Origin of the sequence: Thioalkalivibrio sp. K90mix (genome assembly GCF_000025545.1) — a bacterium.
Classification (GTDB): Bacteria; Pseudomonadota; Gammaproteobacteria; order Ectothiorhodospirales; family Ectothiorhodospiraceae; genus Thioalkalivibrio.
The window spans coordinates 1,093,722-1,120,570 of the sequence record NC_013889.1; the positions used below are offsets into that span (position 1 = coordinate 1,093,722).

At 66.7% G+C, this 26,849-nt stretch carries 28 protein-coding genes, 1 tRNA gene and 2 pseudogenes; 15 read left to right on the forward strand and 16 right to left on the reverse strand.

Annotated features, from left to right (window positions below):
• Positions 1-48: 48 nt before the first annotated feature.
• The 3 genes from TK90_RS05175 to dapC are packed head-to-tail and all read right to left on the reverse strand — an operon-like array spanning position 49 to position 2,442.
• Positions 49-402 (reverse strand): ArsC family reductase, encoded by a 354-nt coding sequence (locus TK90_RS05175; RefSeq protein WP_012982439.1) that lies wholly within the window; start codon positions 400-402, stop codon positions 49-51.
• Complete coding sequence (gene dapD / locus TK90_RS05180) at positions 395-1,216, reverse strand: 2,3,4,5-tetrahydropyridine-2,6-dicarboxylate N-succinyltransferase (RefSeq protein WP_012982440.1); 822 nt, start codon at positions 1,214-1,216, stop codon at positions 395-397. Before dapD ends, TK90_RS05175 begins: the two co-directional genes overlap by 8 nt.
• 32 nt (positions 1,217-1,248) lie before the next feature.
• Positions 1,249-2,442: a succinyldiaminopimelate transaminase gene (gene dapC, locus TK90_RS05185; protein WP_012982441.1), complete on the reverse strand. Its 1,194-nt coding sequence runs from the start codon at positions 2,440-2,442 to the stop codon at positions 1,249-1,251.
• A 239-nt stretch (positions 2,443-2,681) separates the two neighbouring features.
• Here dapC and TK90_RS05190 point away from each other — a divergent pair, with 239 nt between their 5' ends.
• Entirely contained in the window at positions 2,682-3,611 is a 930-nt protein-coding gene (locus tag TK90_RS05190) for an MBL fold metallo-hydrolase (protein WP_026148112.1), read from the forward strand.
• A gap of 30 nt (positions 3,612-3,641) precedes the next feature.
• On the opposite strand, the pseudogene TK90_RS14640 reads toward TK90_RS05190, so the two are convergent.
• Both TK90_RS14640 and TK90_RS05200 read right to left on the reverse strand, forming a co-directional pair.
• Positions 3,642-4,070 (reverse strand): annotated as a pseudogene (locus tag TK90_RS14640) (hypothetical protein).
• A 13-nt stretch (positions 4,071-4,083) separates the two neighbouring features.
• On the reverse strand, positions 4,084-4,404 hold the full coding sequence (locus TK90_RS05200) for a rhodanese-like domain-containing protein (protein WP_012982443.1): 321 nt from the start codon (positions 4,402-4,404) through the stop codon (positions 4,084-4,086).
• Positions 4,405-4,789: 385 nt separating this feature from the next.
• Between TK90_RS05200 and TK90_RS05205 the strand changes: the two genes are divergently transcribed.
• From TK90_RS05205 to TK90_RS05215, 3 genes and pseudogenes are all read left to right on the forward strand, one after another.
• Positions 4,790-5,659, forward strand: a complete 870-nt coding sequence (locus TK90_RS05205; protein WP_012982444.1) for an N-formylglutamate amidohydrolase — start codon at positions 4,790-4,792, stop codon at positions 5,657-5,659.
• Entirely contained in the window at positions 5,656-6,477 is an 822-nt protein-coding gene (locus tag TK90_RS05210; RefSeq protein WP_012982445.1) for a transglutaminase family protein, read from the forward strand. The genes TK90_RS05205 and TK90_RS05210 overlap by 4 nt, the downstream gene beginning before the upstream one ends.
• 255 nt (positions 6,478-6,732) lie before the next feature.
• A pseudogene (locus TK90_RS05215) lies at positions 6,733-7,104 on the forward strand (MBL fold metallo-hydrolase); the annotation flags it as partial.
• A gap of 14 nt (positions 7,105-7,118) precedes the next feature.
• Here TK90_RS05215 and TK90_RS05220 read toward each other — a convergent pair.
• From TK90_RS05220 to TK90_RS05240, 5 genes are all read right to left on the reverse strand, one after another.
• Positions 7,119-7,847, reverse strand: a complete 729-nt coding sequence (locus TK90_RS05220) for a glycosyltransferase (protein WP_012982446.1) — start codon at positions 7,845-7,847, stop codon at positions 7,119-7,121.
• An 8-nt stretch (positions 7,848-7,855) separates the two neighbouring features.
• Positions 7,856-8,176, reverse strand: coding sequence for a rhodanese-like domain-containing protein (locus TK90_RS05225; RefSeq protein ID WP_012982447.1), 321 nt, complete (start codon positions 8,174-8,176; stop codon positions 7,856-7,858).
• A gap of 120 nt (positions 8,177-8,296) precedes the next feature.
• The gene (locus TK90_RS05230; RefSeq protein WP_041444310.1) at positions 8,297-8,686 is read right to left on the reverse strand and encodes a hypothetical protein; all 390 of its coding nucleotides are present in this window, start codon (positions 8,684-8,686) and stop codon (positions 8,297-8,299) included.
• A gap of 345 nt (positions 8,687-9,031) precedes the next feature.
• Positions 9,032-9,108, reverse strand: a tRNA-Arg gene (locus TK90_RS05235).
• Between the two features lie 65 nt (positions 9,109-9,173).
• Positions 9,174-9,881 carry an MBL fold metallo-hydrolase gene (locus TK90_RS05240; RefSeq protein WP_012982449.1) on the reverse strand — a complete coding sequence of 236 codons (708 nt, stop codon included), beginning with the start codon at positions 9,879-9,881 and terminating at the stop codon, positions 9,174-9,176.
• 79 nt (positions 9,882-9,960) lie between these two features.
• Between TK90_RS05240 and TK90_RS05245 the strand changes: the two genes are divergently transcribed.
• Positions 9,961-10,581 carry a methyltransferase domain-containing protein gene (locus TK90_RS05245; protein WP_012982450.1) on the forward strand — a complete coding sequence of 207 codons (621 nt, stop codon included), beginning with the start codon at positions 9,961-9,963 and terminating at the stop codon, positions 10,579-10,581.
• Positions 10,582-10,695: 114 nt separating this feature from the next.
• On the forward strand, positions 10,696-11,457 hold the full coding sequence (locus TK90_RS05250; RefSeq protein WP_041444311.1) for a TIGR01458 family HAD-type hydrolase: 762 nt from the start codon (positions 10,696-10,698) through the stop codon (positions 11,455-11,457).
• Between the two features lie 50 nt (positions 11,458-11,507).
• On the opposite strand, the gene TK90_RS05255 is transcribed toward TK90_RS05250, so the two are convergent.
• From TK90_RS05255 to aat, 5 genes are all read right to left on the reverse strand, one after another.
• On the reverse strand, positions 11,508-13,391 hold the full coding sequence (locus tag TK90_RS05255) for a DEAD/DEAH box helicase (RefSeq protein WP_012982452.1): 1,884 nt from the start codon (positions 13,389-13,391) through the stop codon (positions 11,508-11,510).
• Positions 13,392-13,551: 160 nt separating this feature from the next.
• Positions 13,552-14,052 carry a lactoylglutathione lyase gene (gene gloA, locus TK90_RS05260; RefSeq protein ID WP_012982453.1) on the reverse strand — a complete coding sequence of 167 codons (501 nt, stop codon included), beginning with the start codon at positions 14,050-14,052 and terminating at the stop codon, positions 13,552-13,554.
• 229 nt (positions 14,053-14,281) lie between these two features.
• Positions 14,282-14,956 (reverse strand): lysozyme-like domain containing protein, encoded by a 675-nt coding sequence (locus TK90_RS05265; protein WP_041444199.1) that lies wholly within the window; start codon positions 14,954-14,956, stop codon positions 14,282-14,284.
• A 192-nt stretch (positions 14,957-15,148) separates the two neighbouring features.
• Positions 15,149-16,141 carry an IS110 family transposase gene (locus tag TK90_RS05270; protein WP_012982455.1) on the reverse strand — a complete coding sequence of 331 codons (993 nt, stop codon included), beginning with the start codon at positions 16,139-16,141 and terminating at the stop codon, positions 15,149-15,151.
• A 283-nt stretch (positions 16,142-16,424) separates the two neighbouring features.
• A complete protein-coding gene (gene aat, locus TK90_RS05275; RefSeq protein ID WP_012982456.1) occupies positions 16,425-17,192 on the reverse strand; it encodes a leucyl/phenylalanyl-tRNA--protein transferase in 768 nt (255 codons plus the stop codon).
• 344 nt (positions 17,193-17,536) lie between these two features.
• On the opposite strand from aat, the gene TK90_RS15030 reads away from it, so the two are divergent.
• Positions 17,537-18,001 (forward strand): hypothetical protein, encoded by a 465-nt coding sequence (locus TK90_RS15030; protein WP_012982457.1) that lies wholly within the window; start codon positions 17,537-17,539, stop codon positions 17,999-18,001.
• A 106-nt stretch (positions 18,002-18,107) separates the two neighbouring features.
• On the opposite strand, the gene TK90_RS05280 is transcribed toward TK90_RS15030, so the two are convergent.
• Positions 18,108-20,309, reverse strand: coding sequence for a bifunctional (p)ppGpp synthetase/guanosine-3',5'-bis(diphosphate) 3'-pyrophosphohydrolase (locus tag TK90_RS05280; RefSeq protein WP_012982458.1), 2,202 nt, complete (start codon positions 20,307-20,309; stop codon positions 18,108-18,110).
• Positions 20,310-20,427: 118 nt separating this feature from the next.
• On the opposite strand from TK90_RS05280, the gene TK90_RS05285 reads away from it, so the two are divergent.
• From TK90_RS05285 to TK90_RS05320, 8 genes are all read left to right on the forward strand, one after another.
• The gene (locus TK90_RS05285; protein WP_012982459.1) at positions 20,428-21,285 is read left to right on the forward strand and encodes an alpha/beta hydrolase; all 858 of its coding nucleotides are present in this window, start codon (positions 20,428-20,430) and stop codon (positions 21,283-21,285) included.
• 164 nt (positions 21,286-21,449) lie between these two features.
• Positions 21,450-22,343: a hypothetical protein gene (locus tag TK90_RS05290; protein ID WP_041444312.1), complete on the forward strand. Its 894-nt coding sequence runs from the start codon at positions 21,450-21,452 to the stop codon at positions 22,341-22,343.
• Between the two features lie 72 nt (positions 22,344-22,415).
• Entirely contained in the window at positions 22,416-23,162 is a 747-nt protein-coding gene (locus tag TK90_RS05295) for a class I SAM-dependent methyltransferase (protein WP_012982461.1), read from the forward strand.
• A 5-nt stretch (positions 23,163-23,167) separates the two neighbouring features.
• Entirely contained in the window at positions 23,168-23,425 is a 258-nt protein-coding gene (locus TK90_RS05300) for a DUF167 domain-containing protein (protein WP_012982462.1), read from the forward strand.
• A 66-nt stretch (positions 23,426-23,491) separates the two neighbouring features.
• A complete protein-coding gene (gene pyrC, locus TK90_RS05305) occupies positions 23,492-24,529 on the forward strand; it encodes a dihydroorotase (protein ID WP_012982463.1) in 1,038 nt (345 codons plus the stop codon).
• A 123-nt stretch (positions 24,530-24,652) separates the two neighbouring features.
• Positions 24,653-25,117, forward strand: a complete 465-nt coding sequence (locus tag TK90_RS05310; protein ID WP_012982464.1) for a hypothetical protein — start codon at positions 24,653-24,655, stop codon at positions 25,115-25,117.
• A 7-nt stretch (positions 25,118-25,124) separates the two neighbouring features.
• Positions 25,125-25,616, forward strand: coding sequence for an O-acetyl-ADP-ribose deacetylase (locus tag TK90_RS05315; RefSeq protein WP_012982465.1), 492 nt, complete (start codon positions 25,125-25,127; stop codon positions 25,614-25,616).
• Positions 25,617-25,708: 92 nt separating this feature from the next.
• A complete protein-coding gene (locus tag TK90_RS05320; protein WP_012982466.1) occupies positions 25,709-26,794 on the forward strand; it encodes a PA0069 family radical SAM protein in 1,086 nt (361 codons plus the stop codon).
• Positions 26,795-26,849 lie beyond the last annotated feature (55 nt).

A 26,849-nucleotide genomic window follows, 5' to 3' on the forward strand; every position in this document is an offset into this window, starting at 1 on the left:
ATGACCACGCCGAAGAGAGCCACGAGCGCCGGAGCCCGCTAGAAACGGTCAGCCAGCCCCAAGCTTACTCGCGGTCGCCGCATTCCAGCCAACGTACACGTCGCTGCCACGCTCGACGACCGGGCGCTTGATCAGCGTCGGATGCTCGAGCATCAGGGCGATGGCACGCTCCTGGTCGATGGCCACACGCGTCTCTTCGGGGAGCTGGCGCCAGGTCGTACCACGGCGGTTGACCAGGGCCTCCCAGCCCACGGCATCCACCCAGCGGCGCAAGCGCGCCTCCTCGAGCCCGTCCTTGCGAAAGTCCACGAAGCGGAAGTCTACGCCGGCCGCATCCAGCGCCCGGCGTGCCTTGCGCACGGTGTCGCAGTTGGCGATCCCGTAGACGACCCGCTCAGACATCGCGCAGCAGGGCGTTCAGGCCGACCTTGGCCTTGGTCTTCTCGTCCACGCGCTTCACGATGACCGCGCAGTACAGCGAATACTTGCCATCCTTGGACGGCAGGTTGCCCGGCACCACCACCGCGCCGGCCGGCACACGGCCGTACAGGATCTCATCGTTCTCGCGGTCGTAGATGCGGGTGGACTGGCCGAGGTACACGCCCATGGAGATCACCGCGCCTTCCTCCACGATCACACCCTCGACCACCTCGGAGCGCGCACCGATAAAGCAGTTGTCTTCGATGATGGTCGGGGCGGCCTGCAGCGGCTCCAGCACGCCACCGATGCCGACGCCGCCGGACAGGTGCACGTTCTTGCCGATCTGGGCGCAGGAACCGACGGTCGCCCAGGTGTCCACCATGGTGCCTTCGTCAACATAGGCGCCGATGTTCACGTAGGAGGGCATCAGCACCACGTTGGGAGCGATGTAGCTGCCGCGACGGGCGGTGGCCGGCGGCACGACGCGCACACCGCCCTCGCGGAAGTCGCGGCTGGAGGTGTCGGCGTACTTGGACGGCACCTTGTCGTAGTAGTTGGTGAAGCCACCCTTGATGAACTCGTTCTCGGCAATGCGGAACGACAGCAGCACGGCCTTCTTCAGCCACTCGTTGACGACCCAGTCGCCACCCTTTTTCTCGGCAACGCGGGCCTGGCCGCTGTCGAGCATCGCCATGGCCTCGTTCACGGCATCACGCACGTTGGTTTCCACGTTGCGCGGGTTGATCTCGGCGCGGCTTTCGAAGGCGGTCTCGATGATGCTCTTGATGTCCGACATGAAGCAGTCCTTTTAAGTTTTTAAAAAATGCGTTATTTGTAGAGTTTGGCGATGCGTTCGGCCGCCTCGATGCAGGCCGCCGGTTCGGCGACCAGCGCCATGCGCACGTGTCCGGCCCCGGGATTGTGCCCGGTCTCGGGGTCGCTGCGGGAGAGGTAGCGTCCGGCCAGCACCGTGACGCCGGCTTCGGCATACAGGCGACGGGCGAAGGCCTCGTCGTCGCCATCCGGCACGCGTGGCCAGAGGTAGAAGCCCGCGGCGGGCGGTTCCACGTCCAGGACTTCCTGCAGGATCGGCACGACCGCGGCGAACTTTTCGGCGTACAGCGCGCGATTATCGGCGACATGGGTCTCGTCCGCCCAGGCCGCGCGGCTGACCGCCTGCGTGGGCGGAGGCAGGGTGCAGCCATGATAGGTGCGGTACAGCGCAAAGCGTTCGAGCCGATCGGCATCGCCGGCGACGAACCCCGAGCGCAGGCCCGGCAGGTTGGAGCGTTTGGACAGGCTGTGGAACACCACGCAACGCTCGAAGCCGCTCCGGCCCATGCGCGCAGCGGCCCCGAGCAGGCCGGCCGGCGGTTCGGCATCCGGGTGGTAGATCTCGGAGTAGCACTCGTCCGCCGCGATCACGAAGTCGTGCCGGTCGGCGAGGCGGATCAGCTCCTGCATCGCCGCCTCGGACATGCAGGCCCCGGCCGGGTTGCCGGGGTTGCAGATGTAGACCAGCTGCACCGCATCCCAGGTCGCGGCATCGACCGCGGAGAAGTCGGGGAGGTAGCCGTTCTCCGGCGTCAGGTCGTAGAAGGCCGGCTCCGCCCCGGCCAGCCGGGCCGCGCCTTCGTAGATCTGATAGAAGGGATTCGGCATCAGCACACGCGCCCCGGACTTCTCCGCAACGACGGCCTGCGCGATCGCGAACAGGGCCTCGCGCGTACCGCTGACGGGCAGGACCTGCCGGTTGGCGTCCACCTCGTCCAGCTGGAAGCGCCGCTGCAGCCATGCGGCGATGGTCTCGCGCAGCGCGGGTTCGCCGCGGGTGGTGGGGTAGTGGTTGTAGCCCTGGAGGGCGTCGCGCAGTACCGGTTCGACAAACCCCGGCAGCGCATGGCGCGGCTCGCCGATCGACAGGGCGATCGGCTCCCGGTCGGCGGGTTGTTCCAGGTCCGCGAACAGCCGACGCAGGCGTTCAAACGGATAGGGCTGTAGCCGGTCCAGGCTTGGGTTCATGGCGGCTCGGGCGTCGTGTTCGAGGGAAACGAAAGACCGCGCAGTATACCGGAGCCAAACACCAATGGGCGATCCACACGCTTCCTGTGCGGCCAGTATGGAGGCGCTGGTTTTGCTCTCGAGCGGGCCATGCGGCAGGCTTAGCCGTTTCCGATCGGGGGCGATGCATGGCGTGCAGTCATGACCACACGGCGCAGGGGAAGCGCGGCGCGACAACCTACCGCAAGGGATTGCATGACCTGGGGAACGGCACCTGGGCCTATCTGCAACCCGACGGTGGCTGGGGCTGGAGCAATGCCGGGTTGATCCGCGATGGCGAAGAGGCCCTGCTGGTCGACACCTTGTTCGACGAGCGCCTGACCGCCGAGATGCTCGCACAAATGGATGCCGCGACCGGGATCGGCGCGGGGGATATCAACCTCCTGGTCAATACGCACGCCAATGGTGACCACACCTTCGGCAACCGCCTGGTGCATCAGGCCGAGATCATTGCCTCTCAGGCGAGTGCCGACGAGATGCCGGAGCTGCCGCCGGCGATGCTGGCCGGACTGATGGCGCAAAGCGGCGCGATGGGCGAGGTGGGGAAATACCTGCAGCGCTCCTTCGGTGCGTTCGATTTCGGTGGGGTGGAGTTGACTCTCCCGACGCGCACCTTCAGCGGCGAGCTGGGACTCAAGGTCGGTGACAAGGACGTGAAACTGATCGAGGTCGGGCCGGCGCATACCCGTGGCGATGTGCTGGTGCATGTGCCCTCCGATCGCGTTGTGTATACCGGCGATATCTTGTTTATCGAGGGTACGCCCGTCATGTGGGCCGGTCCGGTGGGCAACTGGATCGCGGCGATCGACCGTATTCTGGGCATGGATGTCGAGACCATCGTCCCGGGACATGGTCCGATCACTGACCATGCCGGTGCCCGGCAGGTACGCGACTACCTGGTGTATATCGATCGCGAGGCGCGGGCGCGCTTCGACGCCGGGATGCCGGCAGCGGAGGCGTCCTTCGACATTGCGCTGGGGGATTACGCCAACTGGGGCGATGCCGAGCGCATTGCGGTCAACGTCGACACCCTGTACCGCGAATACGCCGGAGACACTACAACGCCGGACATCATGCAGCTGCTGCGTCTGATGGCGCGGCTGGATGCGGCGCGGCGGGGTTCTCGCTGAGCGGTTTCGCGAGACGCCGGCAATGACCCCTCAGTCCTTCGGCGGCGTGTACGAGAACCAGGCGAGACGGTGCGAGCGCAGGCTCCAGGGGAACAGGAGCGCCGGTAAAACGACCGGGACGTGGCGCGCGGGACTGAATCATTCGGCCTTGCACCCGGAGGTTAGTGCCGGCGTGTCCAGGACCTCGACGCGCTGGCCGTGCGTGTCGGGCCCCAGTGTGCCACCGTCGCAGACCCTGCCCCTATTCAGTGCCGTGAGCGTGGCCTTCAGCAGCCGGGCGGCGGGCCAGGTATCGGCATCGACAAACAGCAGGTAGTCCCCGCTGGCCCCTTCGGCGCTCCGGCTCGAAGATGAAGCGGCACCCGGCGCCCTGGGCGACATATGGGGCCGCATCCGTGGCAGCCACTCGGCCTCGTTCCAGGCCGGGATAATCACCGAAACGGCGGGAGCGCGGGTCACGTAGCGGCGAGGGTCAGTAGGTCGCCATGTGGGGGTCAACGTCACGCGCCCAGGCATCGATGCCGCCGGACAGGTTGATCACGTTCTTGAAACCGACACGGGCCAGGAATCCGCACACCTGCTGGCTGCGCACCCCGTGGTGGCGGATCACCACGATCTCGTCGTCCGGATTCAGGTCCTGATATTCGGTCGGAATCTGCCCCATCGGGAGTAGCCGCGAGCCGTCGATGCGGCAGCGCTGAAACTCCCAGGGTTCGCGCACGTCCAGCAGCAACGGCGGTGCTTTGGCCTGCGAGAGGTAGTCCTGCAATTCCCGGGGAGACATCTGTCGCATGGTTCGTTCCGTGATGGGGGAATGGTTCAGGCTGGCGTCGAGGGTTCGATTTTGCAATGGAGCGGGTGCCGGATGAGGGCAGGGGGCTGTGGAGCGAGCGAGCCGTCGTCGAAGACGCGGGCCTGGGTCATTCGACCCTCAGCGCGCCAGCGCACAGAGGATGCCGGCGTCCCCGGAGTAGGCTCATCCGGATGAGCAATCGGTGCCCCTGCGCGGGTCATTCCTTCCGGCTGGTTCGGGGGATCGAAGAAAGAGTCGCACGGGTCGGGCGGATGCGGGTCCAAGCGAATGACGGTTTTTCCTACGAGCGGGGCGAAAAGCAGGCCAAGGCAAGGGTTGCCCGGCCCGGCGCTTTGGTCCTCACGGAATGGATAGCGGAGCAGGCATGCAGGTGAAGGGCGTGGTTGGAAGGGCCCACAATGAGCTCCCGGATGGTCCACCAGATGCCGGGCTGGTGATTACGTGCGAGCACGGTGGCAATCGCATCCCTGCGCCCTATCGTGACCTGTTGCGGCCGTACCGGGCCATACTGCAAAGCCATCGCGGGTTTGATGCCGGGTCGTTGCAGATGGCGCGGGATCTGGCGCGGGCATTTGGTGCACCCCTGGCGGCGGCCACGGTCACTCGCCTGCTGGTCGATCTGAACCGCTCGCTCGGGCACCCCCAACTGCACTGTGCGGCGGTCCGGAAGCTGCCTGCGTCTGTACGGGCGCGGATCGTGGAACGTCACTATCAGCCCTATCGCTCTCAGGTCGAGCTTCTCGTGCGGGAGGGAATCGCCCGGGATGGCCAAGTGGTGCACGTTTCCAGTCACAGTTTCACCCCCGAGCTGGATGGCAAGGTCCGCACGGCCGATATCGGATTGCTGTACGACCCGGCCCGGCCAGGCGAGGTGGCTCTGGCCGCACGCTGGAAGGCCGCAATCAAGGCATGCGCCCCCGAGCTCACGGTGCGCCGCAACTACCCCTATGCGGGCCGCAACGACGGACTGACCACCTCGCTGCGCAAGGGCCTCTCACCCGAGTGCTATGCCGGGGTCGAACTGGAGATCAATCAGCGGCACGTGCTGCGTGGTGGGCGGCACTGGGCCGCCCTGCGCGAGACGGTCATCGCGTCCTTGCGGACCGCATTCGCTCCACGCGGCACGGGCAGCCTGGAGACGGCAAACGAAGGGGGTCAGCGGCGTGACCTGGATGCCCCACAGCTTCCCGCCGTACCCAGGGATGAACGGCATGCCAAGGGAGTACTGCAATGAAGATCCGTATCGGTTACGAGCTTGTCTACGACTGTCCCCAGCCGACCCCGATGATCCTCACGCTGAATGTGCATTACACAAGGATCTCCGATCTCCTCGCGCCCGATCACATGATTGCCGACCCGCCAGTGCCGGTCACCGCCTATCGCGACAGCTTCGGTAACTGGTGCTCGCGTATCGTCGCGCCGCAGGGGCTTCTCCGGCTGTCTGCGAGCACCCTGGTGAACGACACCGGCCAGCCCGATGTGGTAGTCCCGCAGGCGCGACAGATTCGGGCGGAGGATCTGCCGGACGAGACCCTGCAATTCCTGCTGGGAAGTCGCTACTGCGAGACCGACCGGCTCTCGGAAACCGCGTGGCATCTGTTCGAACACGCCCCGGAAGGTTGGGGACGCGTCCAGGCAATCTGCGACTTCGTCCACCGACATATCACCTTCGGTTACGAACATGCGCGACCGACCAAGACCGCGTTCGATGTGTACCAGGAGGGTGTTGGGGTATGCCGTGACTACGCGCATCTGGCGATTACGTTCTGCCGGTGCATGAATATTCCCGCCCGTTATTGTACGGGCTACCTGACCGACATCGGCGTGCCACCGCCCTACAGCGAGATGGATTTCGCCGGCTGGATCGAGGCGTATCTGGACGGCCACTGGTACACCTTCGACCCCCGCAACAACACCCCGCGTATAGGTCGCGTTCTGATCGCCCGTGGACGCGATGCCGCCGATGTTGCGATCAGCAATACGTTCGGCCCGAACACCCTGCGCGGATTCAAGGTCTACGCCGAGGAGATTGGTGAGGGGCCGTCCGCGTGATGTCCAGGGCCAACCGCTGTGGGAGACCCAGGGGAACGACGACCCTGCACGTTACGTTGGCGGGCGTCTCCCTAGAATGGAGGCGACAGAAGGCGATCGTACTCACTGCGGACGGTTGCGTAGCACTCGCAGACACGCGCCTCCAGCCCGGGTCGGTCGAGGGCGACGATGTGCCCCCGGCGATACTGAAAGGACACCCATAACGAAAGGACACCCATAACGAAAGGACACCCATAACGAAAGGACACCCATAACGAAAGGACACCCATCATGTGGGCCGGTCCGGTGGGCAACTGGATCGCGGCGATCGACCGGATCCTGGCGATGGATGTCGAGCTGATTGTGCCCGGCCACGGGCCCATCACCGACAAGGCCGGTGCCCGGCGCGTGCGCGACTATCTGGTGTATATCGATGCGCAGGCGCGGGCGCGTTTCGAAGCAGGAATGCCGGCGGAGGAGGCCGCGTTCGACATCGCGCTGGACGACTACGCCAACTGGGGGGATGCCGAGCGGATCGCGGTCAATGTGGACACGCTGTACCGCGAATATCGCGGCGATACCACACCCCCGGACATCATGCGCCTGCTCACGTTAATGGCGCGTCTCGACACCGCCCGTCGCCAGTAGCGCGCAACGGGCGCTCATCCCTTCGGGCGCGTGTACCAGAACCAGGCCAGCCGGCGCGAGCGCAGGCTCCAGGGCAGCAGCAGGGCCTGTAGCACTACCAGGATGTGCTGGGCGGGGCTGAACCAGTCCGCCTTGCGCCCCGAGGTCATCACGGGTGTCTCCAGCATCCGGAACCGCTGCTCGTGCTGGCGGCCCCAGCGCGCCATCGCTCGCGACAGGAACACTTCCTCGCCCGCATAGACCCGCTCGCTGAACCCCCCGACTGCCTCGAAGGCCTCGCGGGTGCAGAAGACGTAGCAGCCGGCGGCGAGTCCCAGCCGTGCCGACAGGGTGTTCCAGGCCGCCGCGCCCCAGCGGTAGATGCGATGGGTCAGGTGATCGAACGCGACGCGGGCTCCGCCGCCACAGACCGCGCCGCTGTCCAGGGCGTCGAGTGTCGCGCGGATCAGGTCGGCGTCGGGCCAGGTGTCGGCATCGACGAACAGCAGGTAGTCGCCACAGGCGGCCCGGGCACCCGCGTTGCGGGCGCGGCTGATGCGCCGCTCCGGCTCGAACACGACCCGGCAACCGGCCTGCTGCGCGATCTGCGGAGTGGAATCCGTGGAGGCATTGTCGACGACGATGATCTCGGTTCGTCGATCCACGTCGGCGAGGGCCTGCCGCAGCGCCGCCAGGGTGTGCGGCAGCCACTGCGCCTCGTTCCAGGCCGGGATGATGACCGACAGGGCCGGGAGCCCGCGCACAGGGGGTATCAGTAGGTCGCCATATGGGGATCGACGTCCCGCGCCCAGGCGTCGATGCCGCCGGCCAAGTTGATCACCTTACTGAACCCGGCCCGCTGCAGAAACCAGCACACCTGCTGGCTGCGCACCCCGTGGTGACAGATCACCACGATCTCGTCGTCCGGGTTCAGCTCCTGGTATGCCGCCGGAATCTCGCCCATAGGGATCAGCTTCGAGCCGTCGATGCGGCAGCGCTGGTACTCCCAGGGCTCGCGTACATCCAGCAGCACCGGCGGCTGGTCCGTCTCGGCGAGGTGGTCCTGCAATTCCCGGGGAGACATCTGGCGCATGGCGAATTCCGTGTCGGTGGATGCCAACACGCTAAGTTCACAGGGGGTTGGCCGCAAGAGGCCGGCTGCTACGCAGGGATGGTGGGTGCGAGGACGCGCGGATGGACGGTGGCGGCTGTCTCAACCGCGGCGCAGGCGGTCCTCTTCGCGGCTACGGTGCTCCAGCCAGCGGCTGCCTTCCTCGGGGCCCAGCAGAGTGGCCGCCAGGGCGATCAGGGCGCACACAATCGCGGGGGCGACAGCCCCTGCAAGGCCCAGGATGTAGGCGGAATAGGCGGCGGGTACGGCGACGGCCACCGCCAGTACGACCACGCCCGGATAGGCCATGCGGTAGAGCCAGCGCGGATCGACCGAAAGCGCCAGCACCGTAACAGAGCCCAGCAGGCCAAGCAGGATCCAGCCCGTCGCCGCGGCTTCAAACTCCGCGGCCAGCAGGGCGATCGCCAGTACCAGGCCCAGGGCGACGTGCCGCAGACGGGTGGAGGCCTTTGGTGTGATCAGCGCATCCATCCAGCAGGGACGGAGGCCGGGGATGGAGTCGGGGGCGGGGGCAGTGGTCTGGTACATGAGGGGCTGTTTGTTGAGTAGATCGAACCGATTGGGTCGCGGCTCTCTCTCGGCTTCGTTAAACGAAAAAGGGCACCCAAATGTGAGTGCCCTTCTCCAAGAATATGGCGCGCCCGGAAGGATAGCGGCGGCGCTACGCGCCTGGCCCTTCCGGGTGTCGGCCGTGGGCCGACACGTTCCTCGCTGCGCTCGGGATCGAACCGGATTGTTGAACGGAGGTTCGAATCCTTTGGGGCTTTCTACTAATGAAAAAGGGCACCCTGGTGTGAGTGCCCTCTCTCGGGAATATGGCGCGCCCGGAAGGATTCGAACCTCCGACCACCTGGTTCGTAGCCAGGTACTCTATCCAGCTGAGCTACGGGCGCATCGACTGAAGGCGCGCATTATCGCGATTGGTCCCGAGGGATGCAAGCGCCATGAGGCATTTGTCTCAGCCGCGCGGGATGGGATGGTAGGGCGTGGAGCGCACCCGGTCGTGTTCGTTCATGCGGTAGTGGACGAATTCGTCCTTGTCCTGGAAGTGCAGGAACGGGTTGCACTCGTCCTGTTCCGCCAGGGTGGATTCGGCCTTCTCTGCGTAGTTGTGTCCCGGGTGGATGCAGGTATGCGCCGGGAGGCCTTCGCGCAGCCCGTTCAGCGTATGGAACATCTGCTCCGGGTCGCCCCCGGAGAGGTCGCAGCGGCCGCAGCCGAACACAAACAGCGTGTCACCGGTAATCAGGTCGTCGCCGGCCGGCATGTGGAAGCAGGCGGAGCCGGGGGTGTGGCCGGGCGTGTGCAGGAAGCGGATCTCGGTGTCGCCCAGCTTCATCGTGTCGCCGCCGTGGTGGAGTTGCGGGCGCTCCAGCTCCTTGCCCCAGAACTCGGCCTCGGGCTTGAGGATATGCAGCCGGGCATTCGGGTACTGCTCCAGGATCGCCTCGACGCCGTTGATGTGATCGTGGTGGCTGTGGGTCAGCAGGATGTCGGAGATGGTCACGTCCTTCTCGCGCGCCTGGCTGAGGATCGCATCCGGTTCCCAGGCCGGGTCCACCACGGCCGCGCGACGGCTGGCCATGTCCTCGATCAGGTAGACAAAGTTTTCCATCGGGCCGAGTTCCTGGCGGTGGATGCGGTAGGGCAGGTCGTTGCGGTCCATCGGCTTCTCCATTGAGTCGTTTCCATGTTGGTAGGCTCTACTACTCGAGTGGTTCCATCGTCCGCACGGAAGGAGAGAGATGCAAAATTCCGAAGAGTCGTCTGCCGATAACGCCGCCCTGGATGCGGAGGCCGACTGGGAGTCCCGCTATCAGGAGGGCTCCACGCGCTGGGATCGCGGTGGCCCCAGCCCGTCGCTGGAGGCCTGGCTGGCGGTCACCGATCTGGCGAATGGCTCGCGGATCGTGGTGCCGGGCTGCGGCTTCGGGCACGAAGTCCCGGCTCTGGCGCGCCTTGGCTATTACCCGATCGGTCTGGATGTGGCGCCTACCCCGGTGCGGCATCTGCGCGAACAGCTGGAGCGGGAGGGGCTGGAGGCGGAGGTCGTTCAGGCCGACATGCTGGCATGGCAGCCGGAGATGCCGGTGGATGGCGTCTACGAGCAGACCTCCCTGTGCGCGATCCCGCCCGAGCAGTGGCCCGCCTACGAGCAGCAGCTGCACGCCTGGCTGCGTCCGGGCGGCGAGCTGTTCGCGTGCTTCATGCAGACCGGGGGCGAGGGCGGGCCGCCGTTTCACTGCGAGATAGCCGACATGCGGGCGCTGTTCCCGGACAGCCGCTGGGAGTGGCACAACGACGCCGGGCGCACCGAGCACACCAATGGCAAGTTCGAGTTGCTTCATCGGCTGATTCGGCGTTGAATCGGGTGAAGGGGCACATCCGTGCCCCGGGCCGGGGCCCATGGATCCCGGTCGGATACCGCGTGACGTGCCGCGGCAAGGGGGGTACCCATGCTTGAGTCGACTCCGCAGGGGATGGAGCAGGTCCGCGCGCTGTTGCTGGACCTCTCCGGTGTGCTGTACGTGGGCGACGAGGCCCTCCCTGGCGCCATCGAGGCGGTGCAGCGGGCACAGGCCGCCGAGCTCCCGATCCGTCTGATCACCAACACCACGCGCGAGCCGCGCGCGGCCATCATCGACAAGCTGGCCGGCCTCGGGTTCGCGTTCGAGTCCGCGCAGTTGACGACAGCCCCCTCCGCGATCCGCGAGCGGCTCGAGGCCGAGTCCCGCACCCCGCTACTGCTGGTACACCCGGCGCTGGAACCCGAGTTCGAGGGCGTGCCCACGGGCGAGCCGGATGTCGTCGTGCTGGGCGATATGGGCGCCGCGTTCGACTACGCGGTGCTCAACCGTGCGTTTCGCGTGCTGATGGAGGGCGCACCGCTATGGGTGATGGGGACCAACCGCTACTTTCGCGAGGCGGATGGCCTGTCGCTGGATATCGGCCCGTTCGTGCGCGCACTGGAGTATGCGGCCGATGTGGAGGCCGAGAACTTCGGCAAGCCGGATGCCCGGCTGTTCCACACGGCGATTGCGGATCTCGATCTGCCACCGGAGCAGGTGCTGATGGTGGGCGACGATGTATTGGGGGACGTGGACGGCGCGCGCGCCGCGGGTCTGGCAGCCTGTCTGGTGCGCACTGGCAAGTATCAGGACGGCGACGAACAGCGGGCACAACACCGCGGTGCCGGCCTGGCGGATCGCCTGGCCGACATCGTGGATGCTTTATTGGGTTGAGGTGACCGCGCGCCGGCCATCAACGGCCGGTGCGCGGGTCCTGGCCTTGATCAGGCGGAGCGGCGCTTGACCGACAGGGTGCCGTCACCGCGGCTGTCGGCGGCCTTGCGGCTCGGCGCCTTGCGCGGCTTTCCGGCAGCCGCATAGGCCGGGCGCTTGCCGTTGGCCGGGGCCGGGCCGCGCCGCTTGGCGGCCGGCTTGCCGGGACCACGGGGCTTGCGCGCGGCCGGGGCGTGGCGCTCGGTCGCACGCGAGTCCCGGGTCGGCACGGAGCGCGCCATCTCCAGGCGACGGTTGGCGACATGGATATTGCCCAGTCGGCGCACTGCGGCCTCGTCCAGCGCGGCCGGCAGGTCCACATGGCTGTGGTCGTCCTGCAGGCCGATCCGGCCGATGTCGCGGCCGTTCAGGCCACCCTCGTTGGCCAGCGCGCCGACAATCGCGCCGGGCGCGATGCCGTGATTGCGACCGACCGGCATGTAGTAGCGCACCATGTCCGCTTCCGGCCCACGGTCCTTGCCGCGGCTGGGGCGGGGGGCGCGGTCACGGTTGCGATCCGCACGATGACTGTCGCGCTCGGGTCGGCTGGCGGCCGCCGTCACCGGGTCGTGCGCGTTGGGCGTGCCATCCAGCGGCGTGCCCTGGGTTGCCAGGGCGAGCAGGGCGCGGGCGAGATCGCGTTCGCCCATCTGGCCGTTGGCCAGCAGTCGGTCCAGCAGGGCGTCGAGCTGTGGCGATGCTTCGCCGGCCAGCTCGGCCTGCAGGCGTTCGGCCAGGCGCTCCTCGCGGCGGGCGATCACGGCGGCGCGATCCGGGACCTTCTGCTCGCGCACGGGCTTGCCGGTCAGGCGTTCGATATCGCGCAGCATGCGCCGCTTGCGCGGCTCCAGGAACAGGATCGCACGGCCCTTGCGTCCGGCGCGGCCGGTGCGGCCGATGCGGTGCACGTACACCTCGGCATCGCCCGGGGCGTCGTAGTTGAAGACATGGGTGATGCGCGGGACATCGATGCCGCGGGCGGCCACGTCGGTGGCCACGATCACGTCCAGACGGCCATCGCGCAGGTCGGCGACTACGCGCTCGCGCTCGCCCTGTTCCATGTCGCCATTAAGCGGGGAGGACTGCACGCCCTGGGCATTCAGGGCCTCGGCGATCTCCGCGGTCGCGGCCTTGGTACGGGCAAACACGATCGCTGCGTCCAGTCCCGCTTCCACCTCGATCATCCGGCCCAGGGCCTCGGTCTTGTGGCGCTGGTCGACCAGGCAGTAGCTCTGGTCGATGTCGGTGCCGGCCTCGTTGCCCGCGCCAATGCGGATTTCCTGCGGCTCGCGCATGTGGCGGTGCGCGATACGGCGGATCGGTGCCGGCATGGTCGCGGAGAACAGCGTGGTCTGGCGCTCGGCCGGGGTCTGTTCGAGGATCCATTCGATCTCCTCCACAAAGCCCATGCGCAGCATCTCGTCGGCCTCGTCCAGCACCACCATGCGCAGCGCATCCAGTGTCAGCGTGCCGCGCTTGATGTGGTCAACCACGCGGCCGGGCGTCCCGACCACGACCTGCGCACCATCGCGCAGGGCGCGGATCTGCACGCCCATCGGCTGGCCGCCGTAGACCGGCAGGATCTCGAGCCCGTCGATGCTGGCCGCGAAGCCCTCCAGGGCAGTGGCGACCTGGCCGGCCAGCTCGCGGGTCGGCGCGAGGATCAGCGCCTGCACGCGACGCTGCGCGGGATCGATCGAGTCGATCAGCGGCAGGCCGAAGGCGCCGGTCTTGCCGGTGCCGGTCTGGGCCTCGCCCAGCACGTCGTCGCCGGCCAGCAGGGCCGGGATGCACGCGGCCTGGACCGGGGTCGGGGTGGTGAAGCCCAGTTGCAACAGGGCACGGGCCAACGACTCGGACAGGCCGAGTTCGGCGAAGGAGGGGGATTCGGACATGCTGGGGGTACTCGGGCGGGCCGGAACAAAGGCCCGGCGAAAATCGGATGAATCTACTCAGCGCGCATCATACACGAATTGCGGAACGAAATACGTCTGCGCATATGCAATAAAACTCTTGCCCGCGCAAAACACGGGCATTACGTGGGCTTGGGGTCTGCTACTGCCCCAGCCCGGTCAGCCGGGCCGGCTCCAGGATCTCGATCCAGTAGCCGTCCACGTCCTTCACGAAGGCGATGTCCTTCAGCCCACCCTCGTCCGGCCGCTTCACGAACTCGACGTTATTCTCGTCGAACCAGCGTACGGCCGCGTCCAGATCGGGGACCGAGAAGCAGATGTGGCCGAAGCCCTGCGGCTCCTCGTTGCCGTCGTGGTAGTGGAAGTCGGCGTCCTTCTCCGTTCCGTAGTTGTAGGTCAGCTCCAGGATGCCGCGCTGGCTGAACATCCAGCGGGTGGCCTCGCCGCCGTCCTTGGGCGGGTGGGGCTCGTCCTCGCCGATCTGCGCCAGGAAGTAGAGCGTGAACTCGAACTCCGGGAAGTCCAGCGTCTTGACCAGCTGCATGCCGAACACGCGCTGATAGAAGTCCAGTGCCTTCTGCGGATCCTTCACGCGCAGCATGGTGTGGTTGAAGCGAAAGCCTGCGGTGGGATTGTCGCTCATGGTGCGTCCTTGTATCGGCTAAAGGGGGGGGTGTCCCGGAAGACTGGAACACAGGGCCCGAGGTTCCCTCAAGTACCACCATCACACCGTCCGCGATCCCCCGTCACTGCGAGGAGGCGCAGCCGACGCGGCAGTTGGCCGGGTTTGCCCCACCGTCGGTGCCTGCGCTGGGAGATCGCTTCACTTTGCTCGCGATGACGGGGGTTGAACGTGGTCCGTGGGGGTCCGGCTACTGTCGGCAGAACGGACCGAATTGGTAGAAGCGGCGGCAGCGGAACTCGGACTCGCAGCTTTGCAGTTGGGACTCGTAGCGGCCTGCGCGCTGCGCGACCTGTCGTGCCGCGGCCTGGACCTGGGGCTTGCTGCGGTAACTGCCGCGGTTATAGCCGCCCTGGCCCTCGTGGTAAGCCAGGTACAGGTGCTCGCTATTGTGCAGGGAGACCCCGGTGATGCGCTGGGTGCGCGCGTTGTACCAGCCGATAAAGTCGGTCGCGTGCTTCATGTGTGTGCGCCGCGCCATCCGGCTTCCGGCATCCTCGCGGTACTCGCCCCAGACCGGGTCCTGCGCCTGGGCATAGCCATAGGCAGAGGAGGGACGGCGCCACGGGATAAATCCCAGCAGGCGTTCGCGATCCGGTCGCACATGGCTGCGGAACGACGACTCCTGCTGGATAAACGACATCTGTGTGGCGATGGGGGTGCCCCATTCGCGTTCGGAGTCGCGCGCGTAGTCGTACCAGCGCGGCTGGTCGCGGAAGATCTCGCAGATGTTGCTCTGATCCGACGGCGGCGATGGCGCCAGCGTCGCACAGCCCGCCGTGATCGCGGCCAGCGCCAGCAGCAGGCCCACGCGCAGCCCATTGAGCGCTACGGCCCGCCATTCCCCCTGATATGCCTTGCCCACCCGAATCTCCCGCCCGGTTCCCCAGTGGCCGGCAGTATAAAGCACCCGCCACAGTGGCCAAGAGCGCGCCATGCGCCGTTCCCGGTTGGGGAGGTTGCCGCGGCCCCCGCGGCGCCTCGCAGCGTCGTGGCGATCTCCGTCCGGAGCTACCGAATCCTGCGTAATAGCGCCAATTGTAGATACCGTCTTGCCCTACGGGGTGCAAGGGGTTTCATGGCGGGCTTGATACGGGGTTTGGGATTTGAGCACACCGAAGGCGATGTGCAGGAGTTTGCGCATGGCCGCCCCGATCGCCGACATCTTGGCCTTGCCGCGTGTCAGCAGACGTTGATGTTGGTGTCGCACGTCCGGGTTGTACCGGGTCGCCACCACCGCCGCCATGTAGAGCGCCTTGCGCAGTCGGCTGGAACCGATCTTTGCCAACCGCGAGGGCCGCCGGACCGTGGCCCCCGATTCTTCCAGGACCGGCGCCAGCCCATGGAACGCCGCCGCTTGTCGAGCGCTCGTGAACGCGCGGCTGCGCAGCGCTGCGGTCATCGAGGCCGACAGCACGCGGCCGATGCCGGGGATGCTCTCCAGCAAGGTCCGATCCCGCTTCAGGTGGTGATGGGCGTCGAAGTGATCGTCGATCTGCTGCTGGAGCCGACGGTGTTCCTCACGCAGGGCCTGCAGGACGTTGTCGATCGACGCCTGAGCGAGGGTGTCCTCACTGAAACGCGCCTTCTCCAGGCGGTTCTCTTCGCGCCGCATATCCTGTTCCAGAGCCTCCAGGCGGCTGAGCAGGCGCTTGAGTTCCCGCACCTCCGGCGGTTCGGGCTGCCAGCGCCGTGGTGCGCGTTCGATGCCGTAGCGGGCCAGCATCATGCTGTCCTTGCGGTCGGTCTTGTTGCGCACCCCCATGCCCTTGGCATGCGAACGCACCTGGGCCGGGTTCAGCACGTGGACCTGCACCCCCTGATCATGAAGCCAGTACGCCAGCGGCTCGTGGTAGATGCCAGTGGCCTCCAGATACACATGGAGCCCCTCGGGGGTCTCGCCGGTGTTGCGCTCGAGCCAGTGCAGCAGCTCCCGGTACTGGTCTTGGCGGTTCGGGAACACCTTGGGCTTCACCTTGCCCGCCTCCAGATCCCGGACCCACATGCAGTCGAGCTTGTTCTTGCTAACATCAACGCCAATATGAGCCATCTCGTCCTCTCGCCTTGTCCGTACAGCCTCACCCGTCCGTCACGGAGGGGGGTCTTGGATACCGTTCAAACTTCGAGATGAGAAAGGACTCGGGGCCAATCTACAGAACAGGTTCGTGACCTCAGGAGCCTGACGGGTTACCCGAGCCCAATACGGTTCATGGTAGCGATCCGTGAACCGCAAGACACAAGGAGCCTGCTTGCAGGCGAAGCTTCCGCCCGCGTCTGACTTTGGCAGGGGCTTCGCCTGCAAGCAGGCTCCTACGGGGGTGGTGCGAAAGGTATTACGAGGGGTGTGATGGGGGGGTGTTCCAGTCGGGGTCGAGGGGGCTCTGGGTCGGCGTGGTGCACCAGGGGCCCGGCTCGACGGGTTCGTTTGTGAGCTCGCGAATGCGTGCGATGAACTCGCGCCGGGGGAGGGTGATGGCGCCGAGGTTGCGCAGGTGCTCAGTCTCCATCTGCACATCCACCAGGGGCCAGTCCCAGGCGACCAGGTGGCGGCAAAGCCAGGCCAGCGCGATCTTGGAGGCGTCGCGCTCGCGCGAGAACATCGACTCGCCGCAGAACAGCCGCCCCACGGCCACGCCGTAGAGTCCGCCGATCAGACGCGGACCGTCCCAGACCTCCACCGAGTGCGCGTGCCCCGTGCGGTGCATCGCGATGTAGGCCTGCTGCATGCTTGCGGTAATCCAGGTGCCCTCGGCGTACTCGCGCGGCCCGGCGCAGGCTTCGATCACGGCCTCGAAGGCGCGATCGAAGCTGACCGTGTAGCCGCGATTGCGGATCGCCTTTTTCAGGCTGCGGTGCATCCGGAAGTGACCCGGTTCCAGCACCGCGCGCGGGTCCGGGCTCCACCACAGGATCGGCTGCCCGGCCTCGAACCAGGGGAACACACCGGAGCGATAGGCATTCAGCAGCCGTGGCACGGAGAGATCGCCGCCGGCGGCCAACAGGCCGTTCGGATCGGGCAGGGCATGCGCCGGGTCCGGGAATGGCGCGTCCGGGTGCTCCGGGTCGAGCCAGGGCAGGGTGATTTGCGGGCCACCGGTCATGGGGTGCCTCTCCGTGGAGGGCGGTGCATACCCGAGGTCATCCCGGACGCCGCTGCGCGGCGATCCGGGATCTTTGTCTTCGGCCACAGGGCGGAGCGCAGGAGGCCCCGGCTTTTCGCTGCGCTGCAGCCGGGATTGCCTGTTGGAGATGCGAGATAACGGGGGTGGTTGGGAGCGAGCCTGGGGCTGGCCGCCCCCAGGCTCGCTCCTGCCCCCGCGACCGACCCGTGATGGGGCATTCGGCCCTCGACATCACGGCCCGGCGGCGGGCCGGCTTCTTTTGTTGTTGACTTGGTTGGGCCGCAGCGGCGCGCCCGCAGACAATCCGAAGTCGAGGTTTCATCATGCCTGATACCGATTTGAATGCCTTTAATGGCACTCCGCGTTGCCTGGGGATCGATGTAGCCAGGGCCCATGTCGTGATCCACGATTTGCACGCGGGGCGTACCCTCAGTGTAGAAAACGCGTCCGACGCCCTCCATACGGCCCTTGCGACCTGCGTGGGCCATGATCAGGTCGTGTGCGAAACGACCGGGGGCGACGAACGCGCAGTGCTGGACGTCGCCCCCGACCTGAACCTTCCGATCCATTGTGCGGATGCGTGCCGGGTGAAAGCCTTTATCGCACCCCATGGCGGCCGAGCGGACGTCAAGCCTGTCGCGTTCATGGCCGCATTGTCCGTCGCCCTGGGGTATCGGGACCTCAGCACCAGCTATAAGCGGCTCCTCGCCAGGGGCAAACCCAAGCCCGTTGCCCCTGGCTGCCGTTGCACGCAAACAGGTCGTCATCGCCCGCGCCAAAATCCGTGACTCTAAAACACAGATCATACTGATTCGATGAAGGAGCTGAGGGAATGTGGCAGGGCTGGCTGAGGTTTGGCGGTTGCCGGCGGGGCGGCTGGAGTTTGTGGCGGCGTCAGGTTGAGCGGTTGGGGATGCGGCGCACGGACTGGACGCTGCCGAGGGATTGCAGGCGGTCGAAGAGGGTGCTGAGTTCGCCGAGGTCGGTGATCTCGGCTTCGAGTTCCATGTGGACGCTGCGGTCGTTGGGGTCGGTTCGGGTGTTCACGCGCAGCAGGTTGATGCCGCTGGCGGAGAAGGCATTGCCGACTTCGCCCAGCAGGCCGGCGCGGTCGTGCGCTTCGAGCTCGAGGGTGATGGGTTCGCGCTCGGGCTCGTCGCCCCAGGAGACGGGGATCAGGCGGCCGCGTTTTTCCTCCGGCATGCGCAGGATGTTGACGCAGTCGCTGCGGTGGACGGAGACGCCGGCCCCGCGCGTGATGAAGCCGACGATCGCGTCGCCCGGCTGCGGGTTGCAGCAGCGCGCGCGGGAGGTCAGCAGGCCACCGACGCCGCGGATGCGGATCTCGTCGTCCTGGATGCGTTCTTCCCGGCGTGGTTCCGCGGGTTGGGGCGGGGCGGCCTGTTTGGCGCGGGCCTTTTCCGCCTGGCGTTGTTCGCGCAGCTGGTGGGAGATGCGACCGGCGATCTGGCTGGTGGTGATGTCGCCGGCACCGAGCGCGATCAGCAGCTCGTCGAAGGTCTGGAACTTCATGGCGTCGGCGAGCGCGTTGCGGTCCAGGTTCGAACCACAGCCCAGGCGCTGGCATTCGCGGTCGAGCAGGTGCTTGCCGGTGGCCAGGTGTTCGTCCTGGTGCTGCTGGCGGAACCAGGTGCGCACCTTGGAGCGGGCGCGGGCGGTGTTCAGGTAGCCGAGATTGGGGTTGAGCCAGTCGCGGCTGGGGCCGCCCTCGCGGGTGGTGAGCACCTCGACGCGTTCGCCGGACTTCAGCTTGTAGGTCAGCGGGACGATGTGCCCGTCCACCTTGGCACCCCGGCAGCGGTGACCGACCTCGGTGTGCACGGCGTAGGCGAAGTCCAGCGGCGTGGCGCCCTGGGTCAGGTCCATCACCTCGCCCTGGGGCGTGAGCACGAATACGCGCTGATGCAGTGGCTCGCTCTGGATTTCGTCGAGCAGGTTCTGGTCGGAGTTGTCGGCGGCCTCCAGTAACTGGCGCAGGCTGCTGATCGCGCGGTTGAGTGCCTGATCCTCGCGTCCCCCCTCCTTGTAGCGCCAGTGCGCGGCGACCCCGAGTTCGGCGAAGTCGTCCATTTCGCGGGTGCGGATCTGCACCTCGACGACCTTGCCCTCGGGGCCGACCACGGCGGTGTGCAGCGACTGGTAGCCGTTGTCCTTGGGGTTGGCGATGTAGTCGTCGAACTCGCTGGGCAGGTGGCGCCAGTCGTTATGCACGATGCCGAGCACGGTGTAGCAGGTGGCGAGTTCGTCAACGATTACCCGCGTGGCACGCAGGTCGTAGAGCTCGTCCAGCGAGGTCTGCTTGCGCTGCATCTTCTTCCAGATGCTGTAGATGTGCTTGGGCCGCCCGAACACACGCGCCTGGATGCCGGCTTCGGCCAGCCGGTCGTGGAGGGTATGGGCGAAGCGCTCGACATAGGCCTCGCGTTCGGTGCGGTTCTCCTCCAGTCCCTTGGCGATCTCGCGGTAGGTCTCGGGTTCGAGGATGCGCAGGGCGAGGTCTTCCATCTCCCATTTCAACTGGCCCACCCCCAGGCGGTTCGCCAGCGGGGCGATCACGTCCAGGGTCTCCTGTGCGAGCACGCGGGCGCCGTCGTCTGGTTCCTTCACGGCCAGGCGCAGATGCTGCACCCGGTAGGCGAGCTTGATCAGTACCGCGCGAACGTCGTCGACCATCGCCATCAACATGCGGCGCAGGCGTTCGGCCTGTTCCGGGCGCCCGACCGGGGCCTCGAACCTGCGGCTGACCAGGGCCGCGACGTTGACGGTCAGGCGCGCAATCGAGTCGCCGAAGCGTTCCTTGAGGGCGCGCTCGTCGATCTGTCGAGCCAGATAGGCGCTGACCAGGAGCGCGGCGGTGATGGTCTGCCGGTCGACGTTCAGGTGACGCAGGACCTCGGCCACGTCCAGCGGATGAGACTCCAGGCCGGAGGCATCCACCGAGGTGAGCGCCAGGTCCAGCGCATCCGCGAGCGCGGCTGCGGACGCGGCATCGCCGTTGGGCCCGGCAAAGCGCGCGACCAGCGGGTCGCGGTCCAGGCCCTGCAGCTCGGTGTTGGTGAGTAGCGAATGGCGCATGATCGCTTGGTATTGTACGTCAGCCGTCCGCCGGGCAAAGGCTCTGTCCGAAGGGGATTCATACGACGGTCGACCCGTTTGGCTTGCCATCGGACCCATGCCGGGTCACGATCGAATCATGCTGAACCTGTTCAAACTGGCGCTGATTCTCGCGGTTGGGTACGCCCTGGTCGTAGGCCTGATCTACCTGACGCAGGATCGGCTGATCTACATGCCCAGTAGCAATGTGGTTGGCAGCCCCGCGAACATCGGGCTGGAATACGAGGACGTGGCGCTTGAGACCGAAGACGGCGTGCGGCTGCACGGGTGGTACCTGCCGGGTCCGGAGGATAATGCGCCGGTCTTGCTGTTTCTGCATGGCAACGCGGGGAACATCGGGCATCGCCTGGAGTCGCTCGAGCAGTTCCATCATCTGGGGCTTGCGGTGCTGATTATCGATTATCGCGGGTACGGCCAGAGCCAGGGGCGACCTCACGAGGAGGGCACCTATGAGGACGCCCGTGCGGCGTGGAACTGGCTGCGCGAGCATCTCGAGTACGAACCCGAGGAAATCGTGCTGTTCGGACGCTCCCTGGGCGCAGCCGTGGCGGCGCGACTGGCCGAGACCAAGAGCCCTGCGGCCGTGATCCTGGAGGCGGCCTTTACCTCGGCTGCCGATCTGGGGGCGGAGGTCTACCCCTGGCTCCCGGTGCGGGCGCTGATCCGGCATGAATACGACGTGCTGGGACGGGTCGGGGCGATCGAGGCGCCGTTGCTGTTTGCCCATGCGCGCGAGGACGAGATCGTGCCGTTTGCGCATGCCGAGCGCCTGCTGGAGGCGAGCGGCGGCGAAGCACAGCTAATGGAGATGGACGGCGGGCACAATGATGCCTTTCGGGCGACCGGCTCGCGCTACATTGAGGGCCTGCGCGAGTTTCTGGAGGATGCCGGCCTGGAGCTGCGCCCGCAGGATGCGACGAATCGGGACGGGGAGTAGGTGGGGTGCTAAAATCGGCGCCTTTTGTGCCCGTCATGAACGGCATGGACGCATGAATGCCTCAGCTTGAATTAGGCCCACCGGGGCTCGCGATCAGCCGGCAGGAAGGCCGGGGCGACGCGCCGGTACTCACGCTGCGTTTCGGTCGCGTTACCGGGGCCACGCTGCGCCCGGACGGGATCGATATTGCCCTTGGGCTCGAGCCGCTGGAGATCCCGCAAGGGCGCGAGGCGGCACCCGAGCTCTGGTATGCGGCGGGCGCGGTGCGCACCGAAGAAATCGATGACCTGATGCTGGCGCATGCGGGGGATCGGCTCGTGGGCTGCTGGTATCGGCCGCATGGCGCCGACGAGGACCCCGAGGCGATCACCGAGCAGGCCTATCATGCGATCCTCGACGCCTGCCAGCAGCGGGGGTTCGGACACCTGGTGCGCGCCTGGAACTATTTCCCCGCGATCAACCAGGAACTGAACGGCCAGGAGCGCTACCGCAGTTTTTGTGCCGGGCGCGCCCGGGTGTTCGAGGCGCTGCCGGATTTCGAGCGGCACCTGCCGGCGGCGACGGCTATTGGTACGCATGTCGACGGCATGCTGATCTACTTCATCGCCATGCGCGAGACCACGCTGCGTATCGAGAATCCGCGGCAGGTCAGCGCGTTTCGCTATCCGCGGCAGTACGGGCCGCGCAGCCCGTCGTTCGCGCGGGCGCGGATGAGCCAGGAGGCGTGCGGGGCCGCGGAATTGTTCATCTCCGGGACGGCCAGCATCGTGGGCCACGAAAGCCGGCACGCGGACGACCTTGAGGCCCAGATCGACGAGAGCCTGCGCAACATCGGGGTGCTGCTGGCGGCGGCCTCCGAAGAGGGCACTGTGGCGTTGCGCGATCCCGGTGACCTGTCGATGCTGAAGGTCTATCTGCGCCACCGGGCGGACGGGCCTCGTGCGCAGCGGCATCTGCGCGAGTGCCTGGGCGAAGACGTGGATATCCTGCTGCTGCATGGCGATATCTGCCGCAGCGAGCTGTTAGTGGAGATCGAAGGGCTGTACCGCGAAGGCTAGCCCGCAGGGCCCCGCCTCTCGCGGGCGTTGAAACGGTATTGGGCGCGCGCGGCGCGCAGAAGGGGGAAGTGGATGAATGATCCGGGGTACAAGCCGCATCCGGTACTGAAGGACTACTACGGCGACGAGTCGGAAAAGCGGGCGTTTGTCGACGATCTGTTCGACCGGACGGCACCGCATTACGACCGCATCCTGCGCTGGGGCTTTCTCGGCACTGGTCAGGCGTATCGTCGCTACGCGCTGAAGCAATCCGGCCTGCAGCCCGGCATGGATATCCTGGATGTCGCGACGGGCACGGGCCCAGTGGCGCGCGAGGTGCGCAAGGTGGTCGGTGACGAGAACATCACCTGTGTCGATCCCAGCCGCGGCATGATCGATGTGGCCCGGCGCTCGATCAAGGCGCGCTTCATCGAGGGTCTGGGCGAGCAGCTGCCGCTGCCGGACAAGCAGTTCGACCGCGTCTACATGGGCTACGGCCTGCGCCATGTGCGCGACCTGCATGAGCTGTTTGGCGAGTACTTCCGTGTGCTCAAGCCGGGCGGTCGCTGCATGATCCTCGAGGTCTCGCGCCCCAGCACCGAGCGCCAGTTCAAGATGGCGCGGTTCTACTTTCGCGACTTCATCCCGTTTCTCAGCCGTCTGCTCACCCGTGACCCGGATGGGCATCTTCTGATGCGCTATTTCTGGGACACGATCAACGAGTGCGTGCCGCCGGAGAAGATCATGGGCGTACTGGAGGATGTCGGTTTCCGCGACGTCAAGCGCGATGTGCAGCTCGGCGTGTTCAGCGCCTACCTGGCGACCCGGCCGGCCGACTAGGCGGTTTGGCTCGCCTTAGGGTCCGCGTGGCGCCGGGCAGCAAGCGCGATGCGATTGGCCCCTGGATGGGGGATATCCTCAAGCTTCGGGTGCAGGCCCCACCAGAGAAAGGCCGGGCAAACGAGGCCGTTTGTGCCCTGCTGGCGAAGGCGCTGGGTTGCCCGGCCCGTGACGTGAGCGTTGTGGCGGGTGCGACCGCGCGCGACAAGACCGTGGCGATCGAGGGTTACAGCGAGGCGGACCTGCGCCGCGCGTTATCCTGATCGCCGGAGATTATCAGCGTTTCCTTAATGGAGCCGCCAGGGCTCCCGCGACCCTTCCAGGATCCCATGAACCGTCTGACGATTACCCGACCCGACGACTGGCACCTGCACCTGCGCGATGGCGATGTACTGGGCAGCGTGCTGCCGGATACCGCAAGGCGTTTTCGCCGCGCGATCATCATGCCGAACCTGAAGCCACCGGTGACGACGGTGGAGGCAGCAGCCGAGTATCGCGAGCGCATCCTCGCGGCCCTTCCGGATGAGGCGGATTTCGAGCCGCTGATGACGCTTTATCTGACCGAGGCGACTACGCCCGGGATGATCGAGGCCGCCAAGGCCAGCGGGTTCATTCACGGCGTGAAGCTGTATCCCGCGGGGGCGACGACCAACGCGGCCAGCGGGGTGTCGGATATCCGGCGATGCTACCCCGTGTTCGAGGCGATGCAGCGGGTCGACCTGCCGCTCCTGGTGCATGGCGAGGTGACCGATCCGGAGGTCGACATCTTCGACCGCGAGGCGGTGTTTATCGAACGGCATCTGCAGCCGCTGATTCGCGAGTTCCCGGAACTGCGCGTGGTGCTGGAACACACGACCACGGAATCGGGCGTGGCGTTTGTCGAGTCGGGTCCGGATAACATCGCCGCGACCATCACCCCGCAGCACCTGCTGTACAACCGCAATGCGCTGTTCGTCGGCGGGATCCGTCCGCATCACTACTGCCTGCCGATCCTGAAGCGCGAAGGTCACCGTCAGGCCCTGTTGCGTGCGGCTACCAGCGGCCACCCGCGCTTCTTCCTCGGGACCGACAGCGCGCCGCACCCGCGACATGCGAAGGAGTCCGCTTGTGGCTGCGCGGGGATCTACTCGGCTCATGCGGCGATCGAATTCTATGCCGAGGCCTTCGCCTCGGTGGATGCGCTGGACAAGCTGGAGGGTTTCGCCAGCTTCCACGGCCCGGATTTCTACCGCCTGCCGCGCAACACCGACAGCATCACGCTGGAGCGGGTGGACTGGACTGTTCCGGAGGCGGTGCTGTTCGGCCACGATCCGGGCGTGCCGCTGCGCGCGGGCGAGACGGTCGCCTGGCAGCTGGCGCGCCACTGACCCCGCGGCGTGACGGAGCCGGCACCGACCGTGGCGGGGCCGAACCTCAAGCCGTCGCGGTGGTCCCCGGTAGTACAGGCATTGTTTGCACGGCGTATCCAATTCCGACCCCAGGGAGGGCACATGACCGAACCGGACGTACAACGCGGAACCTTGTGGTTCTGGCTGCTGATCAGTGTGGGGGTGGGCCTGCTGATCATCGCATTGGGCGTGGGCCTGGAGCCGCATGGCGCGGCCATCCTGCGCGCGCCGCTGGAGTCGCCGGCCGCAGGCGCGCTGGCCTTTGGCATGGTGATGGTCTGGGCCGCCTATGGCTACGCGCTGACCGCGGGGCGTGCCGCCGGCTCGCAGGAACTGGGGGTGGTGTTCCTGAACCTGGCGCTGCCGGTGGCGCTGATCGTGCTATGGGGCAACGAGATCTTCGCACTGGCGTTCTTCGTCGCCTTTGGCTGGGCGTTGACGCTCATTGGGATGGCGTTTCGCCTGTTCCGGCGCGAGGCACTGGCCGGGGTGATGATGCTGCCGGTGATCGGCCTGAGCATGACGGCCATCCTGCTGTCACTGACCCTCTGGATGGTGCCGGCCTAGGGCAGCCATGATCTCGGTCGTACAGGGCGACATCACCACCCTGGAGGTGGATGCGATCGTCAACGCCGCCAACGAGAGCCTGCTGGGCGGTGGCGGGGTTGACGGGGCCATTCATCGCGCCGCCGGCCCCGAGCTGCTGGAGGTGACCCGTGCCATTGGGGGCTGCCCGACCGGCGACGCGCGCATCACCCCCGGGTTTCGCCTCCCGGCCGAATACATCATCCACACCGTCGGTCCCGTGTGGCAGGGCGGCCAGGCGGACGAGGACACGCTGCTGGCCTCCTGTTACCGCTCAAGCCTGGAACTGGCACAGGAGTACGGCCTGAGCGAGGTCGCCTTTCCCCTCATCAGCACGGGTGTCTATCGCTTCCCCAAGGACCGCGCGGCGGATATCGCGCTGGAACAGCTGCGTGCGCAGGAGGGTCAGTTTCGTCGCCTGCTGGTCTGCGCATTCAGTGCGGCCGATGCGGACCTCTACCGGGTTCGGCTCGAGCGCTGACGGATGCTGTCTTCTAGTGAAGCATGGATCCACGCACGCGCTCGCGTTCGCGCTTGTACATGGATCCGAATTTCCCTCGACGGTACGCTTCGATGAGCCAGGGCGATGGACCGGTTCGTGGCCGCGGTGCGACGATCCAGCCCCTGGCACGCTTCGAGACCACGCACTGCGAGCCGTTCGACGATGGCTGGGTGGGCGATGACGAGGAGCCCCGGTCGCTGCGTACCGAAGTGACGCCGGAGCACCCGCGCACTGTCCTGTCCTGGAACCAGTCCCCGGATGTCCCGTTCGAGCTGTCCCTGAACCCCTATCGCGGCTGTGAACACGGGTGTGCCTACTGCTTCGCACGGCCGGCGCATGCCTATGTCGGACTATCGCCAGGGCTGGATTTCGAGAGCCGGCTGTTCGCCAAAGTCGGCGCAGCGGATTGCCTGCGCCGCGAACTGGCCCGGCCCGCGCATCGCGTGACGCCGCTGGCGCTGGGCATCAACACGGACGCCTACCAGCCGGTGGAACGCGAGTGGCGCATCACGCGAGAGGTCCTGGAGGTGCTGGCCGAGGCGTGTCATCCCGTGTCCATCGTTACGAAGTCCGCGCTGGTGGAGCGCGACCTGGACCTGCTGGGGCCCATGGCCGAGCAGGGGCTGGTACAGGTGGCGATTTCCGTGACTACCCTGGACCGGGTGTTGTCCCGACACCTGGAACCCCGCGCGGCCGCCCCCCAGCGACGTCTGGAGACCATGCGTCGTCTGAGCGAGGCCGGAGTGTCGGTCGCGGTGCTGGTGGCACCCCTGATCCCGGTTCTGACCGATGGCGAACTGGAATCGCTGCTGGATGCGGCACGCGAGGCCGGTGCCACGAGCGCCGGGTACGTACTGCTGCGCCTGCCGCGGGAGGTGGCGCCGCTGTTCGAGGACTGGCTGCGCACGCATCACCCACTGAAAGCGGACCATGTGCTGCAGCGGCTGCGTGAGGCGCATGGGGGCCGACTGTATGACTCGACTTTCGGGCACCGCATGGTTGGCACGGGCCCGTATGCCGCATTGCTGCGTCAGCGCTTTCGGCTGGCCCGGCGCCGGGCGGGTCTGGCGGGGCGTCTTGCGGAGCTGGATACCACGCGCTTTCATCCGCCCGCCGCGCCGAAGGCCGAGCGCGACCCACAGCTGGATCTATTCTAGGAATAGGCTGGAGTGCGCTACAGTGGGCGCGAATACATCGGCAACGGACACAGGA